We start from the raw sequence: 17364 nt of genomic DNA, 5'->3' as shown, positions 1-17364 counted from the left end.
CCATTGTCTTAGCCGTTAGCAATATTCTTAGTTAGGTGATTTTCAACGAAAGTAATAGATTAATTAGAAAACTTTTATTAAATGGAAGAAAACAATTTGCATACATTTAAAATGTAGCAATGTATCATGGCATATGTCTTTTAAAGAGTTAAAGATATTAGAAACAAAGGGCTTCTAGTCTATCTAGAAACCCATAGATAAGTTATATTAGGGATATTTTGTAGTTCTTTCTGTATTACAAATGCAAAACAAAAAAATAATTTAGTAAAGATTATTGGTTCTTTATAAAAGGAGTTTTTATAAATGTATCTTTTTAGAAAGCATCTGCTCTTATAATTATATTTTAATAATATCTTCTTGATTTATTTTATTAAAAAATTAATTTAAATAACTTTTTAACCCTTCTAAATCATTTCCAATATCACTAACTTCTGCAGCATTTGTATTGTTTCCCATTATTATCTTTTATTTTGCTTCTTAAAGTGATTTAAGTGACCTATCAAGAAAAAATCTATTTATTAAAATTTCACACAAGTGTTTATTATTCATGAATAGGAGGCTTTGATTTATCGTTTGATAGGGGGCCTTGCACAATTATTAGATTAATAGCTCTGGATTTAATGTAATTTCATAGCTTTTATCTTTATATATAGCAAAACATGAAAACATATAGTTGCATTCACTCTTTTTGTGAAGAAGTCTAAAATAATTTATTAATAATCATTGAATATATTAAAATTATATAAATTAATATATTATTTAAACTCTTTTAAAGTTCCCTTTTAAACTAACCAAAGACTTATAAATTTAATTGGAAGCTTGATACTTAAGTTCAAATGGCATAAAAGAAATTAAAAAGTAGGAGAGCATCCAAAAGCTAATCTTGCAGATCATTTTATATTAAACAACACAGCAATTATCATCCAAAAAGATGCCCCTAAATGATGAAGCTAAAAATTATTTCTATAATCTTTAAAATTAATAGTTTCCTAACTATTAATCCAAATAATAAGAAACAGTCGTTACTATCCTTAATATTTTTTTTGGATAACGCTCTTGGGCGCCTAAACTTCTATCAATGGGAAGAAATTCAAAATATCCTTGATTTGCATTTTTAATTTTTCCCAATTTTGAATTTGAATGTTTTGCAAATTCCAGAGCTGCTAATTTAGCATTTCTAATTGAATCTGCTAACATTTCGGGTTTTATATCATTAATATTATCAAAGTAATATCTTGGGCCTCCACTATTATTAATCAATATACCTTGATTATAAAGATCAGCAATGTTTTTTTCTGCTGCTTCCATTTTCTTAATATTCTTTGTATGAACGCTTAAGGATATATCTGCTCTATACTTATAAAGAGATTCTTTATAATTCTCTTCATTAAATTCCATAAATCCCATTTTTATATTATCTTCGCTAAATCCATGTTTCAAAAAAAAGTTTCTAATTCTAGACAAACTTAAATTATTTGCTTTATTAATATCATTAACGGTATTGCCAGTCAAACTATACCTAAACTCCCAACTAGAAGATGTTGATAAAATTTCTCTTTCGCTAAGACCCTTAACTGTAATATAATTTTCATTTTTAATACCAATGCTTTTTATTCCATGAGAAATTATAATTGATGATATAAATAAAAGTAGCGAAAATAACAAGAAATATATTTCTTTTCTCCTAAGCATAGAATATGTCTCCTAAAAACAACAATATATTGAATTATTTTATTCAAATCTATTTTAACATATTGCTTAATATTAATAAATCTGAAGACGTTTTTAATGAATCAAAATTTTATAGTTTAAAATATCAGAATTTATTTTTTCAAATTTTAGACTGAAAATTATAAACTTGGTAAATATTGTTTTTGGACTTTTATTTATAAATCTAAAAAGCTTAAATTTAGGTTTAATCATAATAAATATGCCTTTTATTATGATTAAACCTATTAAGAATAATACTCTATAAATAACATATAATTATTGTCTATATTTAATTATTAAAAATTAATTTATTTGCCATATTTGTTGCACATTAATTAAAAGACATTCTAAAATAATAAGCTATGTGGCTTATAATAAGCCACTCAATATGTATGAACCAAATAGATTCTAAATCCTACCAATAGAAAAATCGTATAAAAGAATAAAATTCTAGAATTAGAATTAAGATTTCATTAGTAATCAAGAACTTTTAAAGTAACATCTAAAAAAAATGTATGATTTAAAAAAACAACGCTTCACAGCGTTAAAGCAGCACTAAAGGTTATAAATACTGACAATAGCAATAAAAAATAAATTCTATATAAAAACATAAAAATCATATTTTATTAGGATTTAAAGGATAACAAGATATATACAATTCCGATTGTCCAAACTTAAAAAACACTTGCTAAAAAGTAATAAAAAACTACTATTGGGAAAACCTGTGTCTGGGGGAGGAAATACAGAATTTGTAGATGGCCCTGTGATGACACAATATAGGAGCAGAATTAGACGCATGAAAAGAGAAAGGGATAGAAATAGAGAAAACTTCTGGGATAAATAAGACGAAGAGCTAAAAGAATAAATAATAGGGGAAAAATCTAACAATTAAAATTAAGGGCTTCTTTATTTTATTTAAAGTATAATTAGCGAAGGTATACAGATTTTATATTAAGAACTTTTTTTGTTATAAAATCATTTTAGATTTTATTTATTAATAGAAGATAAGGATTAATTAAATTATAGAAATAAGATTTAAAAATAAAAATGAATAAGATTTTCACTTGATTAATAATCTATATGTTTTTATCTTGAAATTTAGAAAAAAATAAATTTAAAAAATATTGTCTTAGTTTTTGATGACTTTAATTCCAGATTTTATTTCTTTATTGTCTGTTTTATTTTAATATTTCAATTTTTATTGTTTTTTTTTAAAAAAATTTATCTAATTTTATGTAAATTTTTTTAAACCTACCTATAAATTTTAAATTTATAGGTAGCATACTAAATTTAATTACTAAAATACTAAATTAGCTGCTTTCTCCAAAAAGAGATTTATAAACAGGGGTTCATAGTATGTCCTTTAAAGCATTTTCAGCTTCCATATAATAAATTTCTTTTAGAGAAGGTTCTAGAAGATCATTTATAAAAACTTTTATACTATTTGAAAAGTGGATTTTTCCTTTTATATATTTACCATATTTTTTATGTAATACATCCTCCACTTCTTTTAAAGTGTTCCTATTTTTGATAAATTGGTTTTCTATAATAGAAATAGTATATTTTTTATTTTTAATGTTTTGAATATTTTTGATAGTTTCTGTTAAAATAGAAAAACTTTCTATTGACCACCTTTCTGCTTGAACTGGAATTATAATATGGTCTGTAACATTTAAAGCATTCTTTAGTAGAAAATTCCTACTAGGGGAAGTGTCTATTATAATATAGTCAAAGTTAAAACTTTTAGTACTTTTATTTAGTCTGAATTCTAAGATGATTTCTTTGTAATCTATATCATCTGTGTTAAATTTTTCCAATATGGGATGGGAAGGAATTATAGAAATGAATTTATTAATTTTATTTTCACATTTATCAAAGTAAGTATTTCCTTTTAAAAATTCATAAACATTATGTTTCTTAATATTGGAAATGTATTTATTAAAATAGGAAGTTAAGGAATTTTGTGGATCTAAATCGATTAGTAGTACTTTTTTCCCTAGTTCTTTTAAGACATAAGAAAAAATTATGGAAAGTGAGCTTTTTCCCACACCTCCTTTTAAACTTGCCAATGTAATTATAATTGGTTTTTTTTGATCCATTTTTTTATAACTCCCTCATCCTTTATTTTTTTATTATAAAATTCATACACTTTTTTCTCCATTTTTTTTAAGTGTGATAAATTGAATTGATAATATTCTGTATTTTCTTTGTTTTTTCTTAGAAGTGTTCTTAATGATTGTACATATGCTTTAATAGATCCGCTTTTAAACGCAAATTCTATATAGTAGAGTTTTTTTATTGCGTAAGTTTTATTATTTTCTTTTTTAAGAAAAAAAGGTTTATCTAGTTTATCATGTCTATATCTTATCTCTAAAAATTTATCATTTTCTTTTAAAGGAAATAGATTAAAAAAGATAAAATCCTTGTTGTTGTTGAATTTTTGAAAGGTAAGCCTTAATCTTTCTCCTTTGTTTGTGATTTTAAATCCAATTAAATGTTTAAATATTTTTGTATAATATATTTTTTTACTATTTATTTCTTCAATTTTATTGAAAATAATTCTTTTTTTTATATTGTTTTTTTTATTTCTGAGCTTTTCAAGTAAACTACTCAAATTTAATTTCCTTTTTTAGGATATTGGCTAAAATGTCATTTGCTATTGTGCCTGCATGTCCTGAAAATCTAGTTATTTTATTAGTTTTCCATTTAGTAGTATAGTTGTCTTTGAATTCTCTTGCAATATTGTAGAAATCGGTTTTATAAGGTGCAGTTTTTCTCATAAAGTGTATTTTATTCTTGTAAATATTTAGTTTAAGTAAAAAAAATTCTTTAATATCTTTCACTTCATAATCATGTTTGAGGTGATTTTTGAAATCTTTGTAGTTTAATAAGGTATTTTTTAATGTTTTGATTGGGTTTTTGGTTCTTGAGATTGCTGATTTAATTTTTTTAAAGAAAGAGTTTTGTATAGAATTCTTATTATATATATTTATATGTTTTTTATTATATACAGTGATATTTTCAATGATATTTTGAGGCCTCAAAACCCCTTGTTCTACCTTCAAAGTATCTTTTTCTTTCTTTACTTTCTTAATTAAGTCTGCTTTAGTGCTACTGAAATATGTATCAATCAATTTATATGCAATAGGAGACACTTTATATATGCAGAGTTTGCCTTTGAATTCTCCAAAGTTATTTGAAAATGTTAGTATTCTTTTTTCCAATGCTTTTAGCTTAACTAAAAATCTTAAATCTATTCTTAGAGTATTAATTGTAGTTTCTTTTTTATTTTCTTTATCTATGTTTGAATTTAGTACTCGGAGTATATCTCCTTGGTGATGGACTCGAAGTCTTTTTAATTTTTCAGAATCAAAATGAATTTTATGTATTGATACATTATATTTTTTTTCAAACTCTTTATTTAAGTAAATAATAACCGAAATTATTTTTTTAAGTTTGCAGTCTTTTGAAAGTAGCTTATTAGCATTAATTTGATATTTATAATTAGATTTAATAGCTTTCATTTTTTATCTCCTAGTTTAATGTGTATTTAATTATTAATTTTACAATTAAAAATTGTAATATATAAAATAATAAATTTCAATCTCTCTTGGGATTAAAACTAAAAACCATTTTAAAAATATTTAAGTTAAGGGGAGATTTTTCCCAAAAAAAGTATTGTAACTTTATACAACAGCTGTAATGCAACTTTTTAATCAAAGATTATAGAAATAACTTCTTGTTTCGTTCAGAGGTGAACGATTTTATTTATTATTAGTAATTATTTTTTATCATAAAATAATAAATATTGACACACAAAGTAGAATTTGCGTGAATATTTATTCACAGATTAATGACATCGGGTTTAGTATGTATCTTTTTTGTCTGATATTATTAATATAAATTTATTTTTTAGGTGTAAATTGATGGTTAAATACATGTAAATGTATATTTTAAAACAAAAAACAAATATAGGAGGACAAAATGGGGAAAAAACAAAATAAAAAAGAGATGATTTTGAATGATAGATTTGAAGATTTTATTGATAAAAGCCAAAATTTAAATAATAATAGAGATGAAAATTTAATAATTTATAATGATTTAAAAGATCAATTAAAGCTTAATTTAAAAGATGATATTGACAATAAGATTCAAAGAATGAAAATTCTATATGAAATTAAGCAAAAGGAACTTTATAAATACGATGGGTTTAAAAGCTTCGAACAATTTATAAAATCTTTTATAATTGCAAAAACTCAGGCTTATACATATTTAAAAGTTTATGAAAAGGTTCTAGAAGGTGTTATTTCTATTGATAAAATTAAGGAAGTGGGTTTTAATGGTATATATCATGCTATACAAAATCAAGAGTTGTCAGTAATAAATCAAGAAGACATAAATAAAAGCAATAAAGAAAATATTCCAATTAGAATTTTAATAAAAGATAATGAATTATATGATTTTTGCAAAAAAGATACTAAAAGAGTCTATTTTATTTTAGAGGAGATTTTTAAAAATAAAAAAGATATTTTATCAGAGATTGTAATTAAATATGATAATCTTAAAAAGAAAAGGAATAAATAAATTTGCAAATTTTATTGACTTTAGTGTTTAATTAATGCTAATCTATTATGTCTAATAGGCTTAAGTTTATTTTGCCTAGTTTAATGTCGAAAAGATGCCCCGAAAAGGGTTTTTTTCATTTTAAATCCCAAATCTTGAATTTTAGTATTAATATATTTGGCTTTAATCCTTTTTGAATGTCTTAAATTAATAAGCTTTTTATTACTATATTTTTATAATAATTAGCTATAAAGTAATAATATAATTTATATAAATAAAAAGTCTTTTCTTTGATTTGAAATTTTCTTATATGACAGCAAAGTTTAATCTAGATAATCCTATTAATATATCTTTTTTATTTCTTGACAGCTTTCTTTAGCATTCTTTAGTTTCATTTTTTAGTAAATATTTAGGATTATTAGTTTTCTTGCTTTTATTTTTTACTAGAAAATTGTAAACGAAGAATTTTGATTTATTTCCTAATTTTAGGAGGGGATAATTATGAACAAAAAAATGTTTATTGGTCGTTCTGTTTTTGTACTGATAAGGTCTTTCAAAAATTTTTCACATCTTTATTGCTTGAATATTCTTTGAATAAAATGCTTCTAAAGAAGAAAGTAATAAAAGATTAGATAATTATGACTTCAAAAATAAAAGGATGTAAGCTTTTTTGCCTATGCTCCATAAATTAGGGGAAATTGGGGGACATAAGAAAAATTTATATTAAAAGAAAAAAAGTATTTTTTAGATGATTTTGGTATTATAAGGCATCTCATAAAAAATAAATTAATGACTCTAATTATATTCATCAAGCTTAATACAGTACCTTGTTCTATGGAAGGTTGCCGGATCGAATTTAAATTAGTTTGATACAATCTAACCAATTGGACTTTCATAAAATTGATTGTGCTGATACATATGGAGAAAAAACTATAAATAAGTTTGATATAATTTTATTCTAGGGATAGATTAAAAAAAGTTAAACAAATATTAAAACAATTTTTATCTACTTACCTAAATATTGGGAGTTTATTTAAAAACTGTCTTAGAGCATATTATGAGTATTAAGAGTGGTGGTAAAAGATTTGTAAACAACGTAAATTTTGTAGGCATAAGCAATGAAAATCAATGACATTTTAAAAACAAATGATCCAAACATATCTCTCTATAAAGAACTATCAAAAGATTTTATAAAAAAAGAAAATATTAATAAGCTAAAAGCCTTTTTTATTCTTGTAAAAAATAAACTTTCTTCAATAGATTATAATTCAACAGAAGCAAATGTAGAGTCTTTGCTGAAATCTATATTTGAAGAATTAAATTATTCAGTAGAACAACAAAAATGTGGGCAAATAGAAGGAGTAAGTTCTAGGGTAGATATATTGCTTTTTGAAAATGATAAATATAAGGTAGATTTTAACAATAAATTAGAAGAATCTAAAAAGAATAATGAGCCTATTTCAGCTGAAGATATTCTGCTTATAGCAGAAGTTAAACGTCCAACATTTAGTTTTAATACTAAAGATAAAGTAAAAGAAGCAGAAGACCAGCTATATAGATATTTAAATCAGTATCAAAAACATTATGGGATACTTTCAAATGGAAAGGTATGGAGGCTATATGATAAATCGAAAGTACTTTATGGAGAAAAAAGATATATTGAATTTGATTTTTCTAAAATTGAAGAAAAAGAAGAATACAAAGAACAAGAATGGTTTATTTTATTTAGCTATCTTATAAGAAAAGAAAGGTACTTAAAGACAAGTAATTTAATAGAAGTTGAAAAAGAACAAATAGCTCAAGAAAAAGAGATAATTCAAAAAACTTTAAGAGAGATACTTTATGAAAGACCCGATGACTCTTTAGTATTTAAAATTGCAAAAAATATATATGACAAAGAATTTAAAGTATCGGATAAAGAAATTACTCAACATATTTTAGCTAGCATACTTGAAGAGTCAATTATTTTTATTTTAAGAATATTTTTTATTGCATATATTGAAGATAATAACATTTTTAAAAAAATATTAGAAGAAAATAAGCTATACAGATCTTCTGTATCTTTTAGGTATTTTTTTTATGATGAAAATACAAAAAAGAAATTAGGATATAAAAAAATAATAACAATTTTCAATTTACTTGATAAAGGAAGTAATGCAATAAAGTTTCCCATATTTAATGGGGGTTTATTTGCAGAAGATAAGGTTAAATATTTAAATAATGAAAGTTTGCTAAGTATTAGTGAACTTGAAGAAATACTAGTTAAGGTACTTTTCTTTGAAGAAAAAAATATTAAAGACAAAAAATTTGTAGAGTATTCAAAGTTAGATCCCAAAAGTTTTGGGGAATTATACGAAACTCTACTTGAATATGATCTAAGAATTGCAGATACTACTGTTCATCGTATTGTTGAAGATGGGATTTATCTTATTCGTACTGAAGAAGAGCTTGAAAACAAAAAAGTAAACAAAGTTGCTACATATCTTAAGGGCAATATTTATCTTACATCTAGATCGCTTGATAGAAAAAGAAGTGGAGCATATTATACTCCAGACGACTTAACTGATTTTATGGTCACATCATCAATTGAAGAACAGCTTAAAACCAAGTCTCCTTTAGACATAAAAATCATTGATAATTCTTGTGGATCGGGACATTTTTTAATTTCTTGTTTAGATTACTTAACAGAAAAAGTATGGCATCAGTTAGATAAATTTGAAGATGTAAAAAAAGAGCTTGGTAAAGAATATAGTGTAATTTTTAAAGAAAGTGAAGAATATGATGTCCAAGATAGCATAAGTAAAGAATTAGTACTGAAAAGGATGTTGCTAAAGAGGTGTATTTATGGGGTTGATATTAATCCCATTTCTGTTGAAATTACTATGTTAAGTTTGTGGATTAATACCTTTATTTTTGGAACACCATTAAGCTTTATTGAACATCATATAAAAGTAGGAAATGCTCTTTTGGGGTATACCAAAGATGAATTTTTTAATATTGTCAAAGAGAAATTTGAAAGTGGATTTTCTTTATTTAAAAAAAGGATTAAAGAAATTACAACTATTTTGAAAGATAGATATCAAAAAATTAAAGGTATTAACGATACTACTAAAGAAGATATAGAAAAATCTAAAAAAATATACAAAGAATGTGAGGAAAGTGAGGATATGGGCAATTTAAGAGTAATATTTTCTTTAATTAAGCTTTATTCATTATCTTGTAACAAATCTTTAAATATAGAGTTTAGTGATATTACAGCTGTAATTAGTTTAATTGAAAACATTTTGGAAAATAAAACTTCTAGTGAAGATAAAGAAAAAATGGAGAAAATTAGAAAATTAAGTAGCTATTATAAATTTTTCCACTATGGAATTGAGTTTCCAGATATTCAAGAAGGATTTGATATTGTAATTGGAAATCCTCCATGGGAGAAAATTAAGTTTAATGAAGCAGAGTTTTTCTCAAAATATATTCCTAGTTACAGAAAACTAAGCATAGAAGAGCAAAATAAAATAAGACAAAAAATACTTGGCAGAGATAATCATCCTTTGAATATTGAGTACAATGAAGAAAAAAATAGTATAAGTACTATTAATAATATTTATAAAAGTGATTTTAAAGATTTTACCAGTGGCGGTGATCCGAATTTTTTTAGATATTTTATAGCATTTAATTTAAAACTAATAAAAGAAAAAGGCAATTTAACTTATTTGGTTCCTTCAGCTATTTGGGGAGAATCTAGTTCTAGGGCATTAAGAAAATATATATTTACTAACTATAAACTTAACTATATTTATCAATTTCAAAATCAAAAAAGATTTAAAGATGTGGATTCTCGCTTTAAGTTTTCGGTATTTCAAATAAGAAATAATAAAGCTTCTACAGCAAATTTTAAAGCAAAATTTATGATTCAGAATAGTGATAATATTTTAAAAGAAATAACTAGAGATTTAAAAAACAACAAAGAAAATGCTTATAAAGGGATTGAATTACATATAAACCAAATTAAAAAACTATCTCCTTTTCAAGAATCAATAATGGAATTTAAAGATAATGAAGAGTTTAATCTTATTAGCAAAATGTTTAGTCAATTTAGTCCTCTTAGTGAAAAATATATTGATTTTAAAAAAGGGCTAGATCCAAGTATTAAGAATTGTAAATCTTTATTAAAAGAATATAATAATCAAAATTTTATATTTCTTTATTCTGGAGCCAATATTCATCAATTTAATTCAAGATTTTTTAAAGATAAAGCTGCAAAAGAAAGTTCTAAGTTTTTATGGATAAATAAAGAAGACTTGGGAAAAGTATTAACTAAAGATAACTACTATCAAGTCGAAAAAATACTATATAGAAGAATTGCAAGCAACACAAATGAAAGAACAATGATTAGCGCTTTGTCTCCTAAAAATTGTTATTGTATGGGATCAATATATATAAATTATGAAAAAACACCAATATCTATTTACAAAAAATTATTTATTATTTCTATATTTAATTCACTAGCATTTGACTATTTAGTAAGAAGATTTGCTTTAAGTACCGATATTGTAAAATCGTGTCTTTATCAGTGTCCCATGCCTCAACCCGAAGAAGATGAAATTTTGGCTAATTCTCTGTACTTAACTTTAGTAAAAAATACTTCCTTGCTAATAGCCAAAAATGATTCTTTAAATTTCTCTAATTTACTTTACTTAGAGCATTTTAAATTTAGTAAAGAAAAAGTTAATAAAATATTAAATCTAGATACCAAAGATGAATTTTTCAAAGAAAAAGAAAATGAAAATAATTTTATTGTAGCTAGTCTTTATTCACTAACCAAAAAAGATTTTGAGGTTTTGCTTAATGACTTTAAGGCATTAAAAAATAAAAAAGGAGAAGGCTATATTTTATCTTTAATAAAAGGATATGAGAATTATTTAAGAACAGTTAAACTTAAGGTTTGACAATCCAAATTTAGTTTACCCTTTTAAGGGATTTTTATCTATTTATGAAATATAATATGTTTATTAAAACATAACTATAAAATTATTATTATTATTTATTGAATTCATATATTCGTTAAAAGCCACAGTTTGATCTCTTTTAAAGAGATATTAAACATTATTTTTTTCAATATTTTTAATATATTGAAAAAAATAGTTTGTTAGATTATTTTAGGGATCTAAATCTACAATTAACGTCTTGTTGTTAGCATCATTTAAAATATATGTGCCATACTGACCTCCTTTTTGAGTTTCAATATAAAATATAATTCATACTTTTAAATTAAAATTATGAATTATATTTTATGGACTTTTTGAAATTTGCCAAATTTCAATTGAGTAAAAAGACGAATTGATTTTAATTTTAAGTTGAACTATACTACAATTAGTGTAGTTGTATAAATATTATCATTTACACCTACCTTTTTGAGAATTTTAAATTAAGTGGGGAGCTTGGCGAGATTCTTTGACAAGAGAATTTAGCTAAGCTTCACTTTTTTGTATAAATTTTTTTAAAAAACTTAGCAAAAATAGTTTTTAATAAATGCTTGTATTTATTAAAAGTAATAAGGAGGCCGATATGCTACTATTAAATAATAATCCATAAGAAAATATTCAAGCAGAAATTAACTTTATAAAGGATATGAAAATGCTAAATGAGCTTAACAGACATTGATAAAAATCTTAAAAGGATATAGGTATAAGTATCAAAATTCCAATGAAATAGTAAGATAAAATAAAGTTTAATTTTTAGATTATTAAATATTTTAAGATTTTTTCATTAGAATTAACTAGCTCAATAAATGCATTGATTTTTTATTTATTGTGGCTAGTGTTTTAGTTATTAATGGGCTTAATGCATTGTCAATTTTCTCCGTATTTTCTTTATAGATTAATGTGTAATGAATGTTTAATTTATAAAGCAAAGAAAATCCTTTATTGTAAATAAGATTAAATTTATCTAAAAATTTAGCAAATATATTTAAGTATCACAAAGGAGTGTCTATCTACTGTAAGGTATTTTTTGGTTCTTTCAGCTTTTCCTTATAAAGAAAAAGAACTGTTGATTTTAGTAATTTTTCAATTGAATAAAAAAATCCAACATTGTGGGAGTTAAAAGTGTTTTTCTTTTTTAGCGGATTTTCTTAGTTTCCGTACCCCCCCCATCTTCCCAACAGCACTTTCAGCAGCACTTTTCAAAGTAGCCTTCCCACTCCCATCAGCATCCAAAGCAAACTTTCCGCTCTTAGCCAATCCCCTCAAAACAATAGCAGCAGCAATTTGATCATTCTTCTTCCCTATCCCATTATTATTATCACTAAAATCAGCAGCAGCACCACTACCAATAGCAGCTTCTATCGCATTCTTAGCCTCACCAGCCGCTTTACCAGCGTCACCCTTTTCAGCAGCATCAACAATCGCAGCTAATATCTGCTCCCCACTAACTGAACTAACAGCCGTAGCCGCCTTCTCAGCAGCAGTCTTAACATTAGCATCACCAGCATCAGCAACAGCATTAACAGCGAACAACTTCCCTGCCTCCTTGTTACTACCCCCTTCAGCAGCAGCCTTAAGCTCAAGCTTTGCGTCACTCTTTTTAGCAGTATCAACAATCGTCTTTATCCCCTTAGCAATTCCTTTAACATTCTCTACATTAGCACTTGCTCCTTGACCGCCCACCGCAATATCCACAATATCACTGTTACCACTTTCAGCTTTAGCCATCTCTTCAGCAGCACTTTTCAAAGTAGCCTTCCCCGCACTCCCAGCAGCATCCAAAGCAAACTTTCCGCTCTTAGCCAATCCCCTCAAAACAATAGCAGCAGCAATTTGATCATTCTTCTTCCCTATCCCATTATTATCATTAAAATCAGCAGCAACACCACTACCAATAGCAGCTTCTATCGCATTCTTAGCCGCACCAGCCGCTTGACCAGCGTTACCCTTTTCAGCAGCATCAACAATCGCAGCTAATATCTGCTCCCCACTAACTGAACTAACAGCCGTAGCCGCCTTCTCAGCAGCAGTCTTAACAACAGCATCATTACCACAGCAGCATCAGCATCAACAGCGAACAACTTCCCTGCCTCCTTGTTACTACTACCCCCTTCAGCAGCAGCCTTAAGCTCAAGCTTTGCGTCACTCTTTTTAGCAGTATCAACAATCGTCTTTATCCCCTTAGCAATTCCTTTAACATTCTCTACATTAGCACTTGCTCCTTGACCATTCCCCGCAATATCCACAATATCACTGCTACCACTTTCAGCTTTAGCCGCCATCTCTTCAGCAGCTTTTATCATTTCTGCTAACCATCCTCCAGTCTTCCCAACAGCACTTTCAGCAGCACTTTTCAAAGTAGCCTTCCCACTCCCAGCAGCATCCAAAGCAAACTTTCCGCTCTTAGCCAATCCCCTCAAAACAATAGCAGCAGCAATTTGATCATTCTTCTTCCCTATATTATTATCACCAAAATCAGCAGCAACACCACTACCAATAGCAGCTTCTATCGCATTCGTAGCCGCACCAGCCGCTTGACCAGCGTCACCCTTTTCAGCAGCATCAACAATCGCAGCTAATATCTGCTCCCCACTAACTGAACTAACAGCCGTAGCCGCCTTCTCAGCAGCAGTCTTAACATCATAGCATTACCATCAGCATCAGCACCAACAGCGAACAACTTCCCTGCCTCCTTGTTACTACTACCCCCTTCAGCAGCCTTAAGCTCAAGCTTTGCGTCACTCTTTTTAGCAGTATCAACAATCGTCTTTATCCCCTTAGCAATTCCTTTAACATTCTCTACATTAGCACTTGCTCCTTGACCATTCCCCGCAATATCCACAATATCACTGTTACCACTTTCAGCTTTAGCCGCCATCTCTTCAGCAGCTTTTATCATTTCTGCTAACCATCCTCCAACTTCTTTGACAACACTTTCAATGCTAATCTCCTTTCCAGTAGCTTGCGCGTTATCTTTTGCTGCGTTAGTTTCACCTTTTTCATTAGATAATTTATCAAGCTTTTCCTTTGTATCTTTCAATGTTTTAGTTATAGAATCAAAATATGTTTTTGTATCAGACTTTTTTGGATTTGCTTTTAGAAAAGCGTCCGCAACTAATCCCCCAAAAGCGTTAAACACATCTATGAATCCATTACCTAATTTTATAATTGATTGGTAAAATATACTTGCTGAGTCTTTACCTCCCTCAGCACCAGCCTGTTCTCCAGCATTGTTTTTGCAATTGATAAAAACAATGAAAGCTGTCAAAAATATTGCACTTGAAATTTTTTTCATATTAGTTTCCTCCTCAATGAAAAGTATAAGACATCATAGTAGCTCAAAATTTTTTTTTTCACAAGATTTGTGATAAATTTTTTATTGCCTTTTTAAAGTTTTAAAGATTTATATCTAAGATATAAATCTTTAAAACTTTAAAAAGGCAATAAAAAATTTATCACAAATAAAGAAATATCTAGTAAAATGTTCTTACCAAGAAGAAAATAAAACAAATACAATAATTGCAAAATCCACATAACTTAAATGGAATTAAATAAGCTTCAAAAATCAAAACTTAAAAAAATAAGAAAAAATTTTTATAATAATTTTAAAAGAAAACTTTCCTAAATTTTGCATAAAATTAAATCAAAACATTTTAACCATCAAACGCAGTATATCTAAAATAAAAATTAATAATATTTAAAAAATGTTTCATTGAGGAGGAAACTAATATGAAAAAAATTTCAAGTGCAATATTTTTGACAGCTTTCATTGTTTTTATCAATTGCAAAAACAATGCTGGAGAACAGGCTGGTGCTGAGGGAGGTAAAGACTCAGCAAGTATATTTTACCAATCAATTATAAAATTAGGTAATGGATTCATAGATGTGTTTAACGCTTTTGGGGGATTAGTTGCGGACGCTTTTCTAAAAGCAAATCCAAAAAAGTCTGATACAAAAACATATTTTGATTCTATAACTAAAACATTGAAAGATACAAAGGAAAAGCTTGATAAATTATCTAATGAAAAAGGTGAAACTAACGCAGCAAAAGATAACGCGCAAGCTACTGGAAAGGAGATTAGCATTGAAAGTGTTGTCAAAGAAGTTGGAGGATGGTTAGCAGAAATGATAAAAGCTGCTGAAGAGATGGCTAAAGCTGAAAGTGGTAACAGTGATATTGTGGATATTGCGAGGAATGGTCAAGGAGCAAGTGCTGATGTAGAGAATGTTAAAGGAATTGCTAAGGGGATAAAGACGATTGTTGATACTGCTAAAAAGAGTGACGCAAAGCTTGAGCTTAAGGCTGCTGCTGAAGGGGGTAGTAGTAACAAGGAGGCAGGGAAGTTGTTCGCTGTTAATGCTGTTGCTGATGGTGGTGATGCTGTTGTTAAGACTGCTGCTGAGAAGGCGGCTACGGCTGTTAGTTCAGTTAGTGGGGAGCAGATATTAGCTGCGATTGTTGATGCTGCTGAAAAGGATAACGCTGGTCAAGCGGCTGGTGCGGCTAAGAATGCGATAGAAGCTGCTATTGGTAGTGGTGATGCTGCTGCTGATTTTGATGATAATAATATGGGATAGGGAAGAAGAATGATCAAATTGCTGCTGCTATTGTTTTGAGGGGATTGGCTAAGAGCGGAAAGTTTGCTTTGGATGCTGCTGGGAGTGCGGGGAAGGCTACTTTGAAAAGTGCTGCTGAAGAGATGGCTAAAGCTGAAAGTGGTAACAGTGATATTGTGGATATTGCGAGGAATGGTCAAGGAGCAAGTGCTGATGTAGGGAATGTTAAAGGAATTGCTAAGGGGATAAAGACGATTGTTGATACTGCTAAAAAGAGTGACGCAAAGCTTGAGCTTAAGGCTGCTGCTGAAGGGGGTAGTAACAAGGAGGCAGGGAAGTTGTTCGCTGTTGGTGCTGATGCTGGTGGTGCTGCTAATGATGTTAAGACTGCTGCTGAGAAGGCGGCTACGGCTGTTAGTTCAGTTAGTGGGGAGCAGATATTAGCTGCGATTGTTGATACTGCTAAAAAGAGTGACGCAAAGCTTGAGCTTAAGGCTGCTGCTGAAGGGGGTAGTAGTAACAAGGAGGCAGGGAAGTTGTTCGCTGTTAATGCTGTTGCTGATGGTGCTGCTAATGATGTTAAGACTGCTGCTGAGAAGGCGGCTACGGCTGTTAGTTCAGTTAGTGGGGAGCAGATATTAGCTGCGATTGTTGATGCTGCTGAAAAGGGTAACGCTGGTAAAGCGGCTGGTGCGGCTACGAATGCGATAGAAGCTGCTATTGGTGGTGCTGGTGCTGCTGATTTTAATGATAATAATGGGATAGGGAAGAAGAATGATCAAATTGCTGCTGCTATTGTTTTGAGGGGATATTGTGGATATTGCGGTGGGCGGTCAAGGAGCAAGTGCTGATGTAGAGAATGTTAAAGGAATTGCTAAGGGGATAAAGACGATTGTTGATACTGCTAAAAAGAGTGACGCAAAGCTTGAGCTTAAGGCTGCTGCTGAAGGGGATAATAACAAGGAGGCAGGGAAGTTGTTCGCTGTTAATGCTGTTGCTGCTGCTGGTGGTGATGCTAATGATGTTAAGACTGCTGCTGAGAAGGCGGCTACGGCTGTTAGTTCAGTTAGTGGGGAGCAGATATTAGCTGCGATTGTTGATGCTGCTGAAAAGGGTGACGCTGGTCAAGCGGCTGGTGCGGCTAAGAATGCGATAGAAGCTGCTATTGGTAGTGGTGTTGCTGGTGCTGCTGATTTTAATGATGATAATATAGGGAAGAAGAATGATCAAATTGCTGCTGCTATTGTTTTGAGGGGATTGGCTAAGAGCGGAAAGTTTGCTTTGAATGCTGATGGGAGTGCGGGGAAGGCTACTTTGAAAAGTGCTGCTGAAAGTGCTGTCAAAGAAGTTGGAGGATGGTTAGCAGAAATGATAAAAGCTGCTGAAGAGATGGCTAAAGCTGAAAGTGGTAGCAGTGATATTGTGGATATTGCGGGGAATGGTCAAGGAGCAAGTGCTGATGTAGAGAATGTTAAAGGAATTGCTAAGGGGATAAAGACGATTGTTGATACTGCTAAAAAGAGTGACGCAAAGCTTGAGCTTAAGGCTGCTG

The 17364-nt window shown here is 28.6% G+C and carries 13 protein-coding genes; 5 read left to right on the top strand and 8 right to left on the bottom strand.

Annotated elements, in window-relative coordinates:
* Positions 1–996 precede the first annotated feature (996 nt).
* The 4 genes from DB723_RS05210 to DB723_RS05195 form a co-directional block, all read right to left on the bottom strand.
* Positions 997–1692 (bottom strand): SIMPL domain-containing protein, encoded by a 696-nt coding sequence (locus DB723_RS05210; RefSeq protein ID WP_151553198.1) that lies wholly within the window; start codon positions 1690–1692, stop codon positions 997–999.
* A gap of 1367 nt (positions 1693–3059) precedes the next feature.
* Positions 3060–3809, bottom strand: coding sequence for a ParA family protein (locus DB723_RS05205; protein ID WP_151553196.1), 750 nt, complete (start codon positions 3807–3809; stop codon positions 3060–3062).
* Positions 3785–4324: a DUF226 domain-containing protein gene (locus DB723_RS05200; RefSeq protein WP_151553194.1), complete on the bottom strand. Its 540-nt coding sequence runs from the start codon at positions 4322–4324 to the stop codon at positions 3785–3787. Before DB723_RS05200 ends, DB723_RS05205 begins: the two co-directional genes overlap by 25 nt.
* Positions 4317–5234 (bottom strand): plasmid maintenance protein, encoded by a 918-nt coding sequence (locus DB723_RS05195; RefSeq protein WP_151553192.1) that lies wholly within the window; start codon positions 5232–5234, stop codon positions 4317–4319. The genes DB723_RS05200 and DB723_RS05195 overlap by 8 nt, the downstream gene beginning before the upstream one ends.
* A gap of 460 nt (positions 5235–5694) precedes the next feature.
* Between DB723_RS05195 and DB723_RS05190 the strand changes: the two genes are divergently transcribed.
* A complete protein-coding gene (locus DB723_RS05190; protein ID WP_151553190.1) occupies positions 5695–6294 on the top strand; it encodes a chromosome replication/partitioning protein in 600 nt (199 codons plus the stop codon).
* A gap of 1097 nt (positions 6295–7391) precedes the next feature.
* The gene (locus DB723_RS05185; protein WP_151553188.1) at positions 7392–11219 is read left to right on the top strand and encodes a class I SAM-dependent DNA methyltransferase; all 3828 of its coding nucleotides are present in this window, start codon (positions 7392–7394) and stop codon (positions 11217–11219) included.
* 830 nt (positions 11220–12049) lie between these two features.
* Here the strand turns inward: DB723_RS05185 and DB723_RS05610 are convergent.
* From DB723_RS05610 to DB723_RS05765, 4 genes are all read right to left on the bottom strand, one after another.
* On the bottom strand, positions 12050–12238 hold the full coding sequence (locus tag DB723_RS05610) for a BlyB family putative holin accessory protein (protein WP_228459437.1): 189 nt from the start codon (positions 12236–12238) through the stop codon (positions 12050–12052).
* A gap of 133 nt (positions 12239–12371) precedes the next feature.
* Positions 12372–13235, bottom strand: coding sequence for a variable large family protein (locus tag DB723_RS05170; protein ID WP_267128516.1), 864 nt, complete (start codon positions 13233–13235; stop codon positions 12372–12374).
* Positions 13229–13837, bottom strand: coding sequence for a variable large family protein (locus tag DB723_RS05770; RefSeq protein ID WP_267128515.1), 609 nt, complete (start codon positions 13835–13837; stop codon positions 13229–13231). The genes DB723_RS05170 and DB723_RS05770 overlap by 7 nt, the downstream gene beginning before the upstream one ends.
* The gene (locus DB723_RS05765; protein ID WP_188093278.1) at positions 13831–14550 is read right to left on the bottom strand and encodes a variable large family protein; all 720 of its coding nucleotides are present in this window, start codon (positions 14548–14550) and stop codon (positions 13831–13833) included. The genes DB723_RS05770 and DB723_RS05765 overlap by 7 nt, the downstream gene beginning before the upstream one ends.
* 434 nt (positions 14551–14984) lie before the next feature.
* Between DB723_RS05765 and DB723_RS05760 the strand changes: the two genes are divergently transcribed.
* From DB723_RS05760 to DB723_RS05150, 3 genes are all read left to right on the top strand, one after another.
* Complete coding sequence (locus tag DB723_RS05760) at positions 14985–15833, top strand: variable large family protein (RefSeq protein ID WP_151553186.1); 849 nt, start codon at positions 14985–14987, stop codon at positions 15831–15833.
* A complete protein-coding gene (locus DB723_RS05755) occupies positions 15830–16663 on the top strand; it encodes a variable large family protein (RefSeq protein WP_267128514.1) in 834 nt (277 codons plus the stop codon). The genes DB723_RS05760 and DB723_RS05755 overlap by 4 nt, the downstream gene beginning before the upstream one ends.
* The coding region (locus DB723_RS05150; RefSeq protein WP_228459435.1) for a variable large family protein at positions 16626–17364 on the top strand (739 nt) is incomplete at its 3' end. The genes DB723_RS05755 and DB723_RS05150, both read left to right, overlap by 38 nt.

This window comes from Borrelia maritima (assembly GCF_008931845.1).
GTDB lineage: Bacteria > Spirochaetota > Spirochaetia > Borreliales > Borreliaceae > Borreliella > Borreliella maritima.
This window is presented reverse-complemented; position numbering and strand designations above follow the sequence as displayed.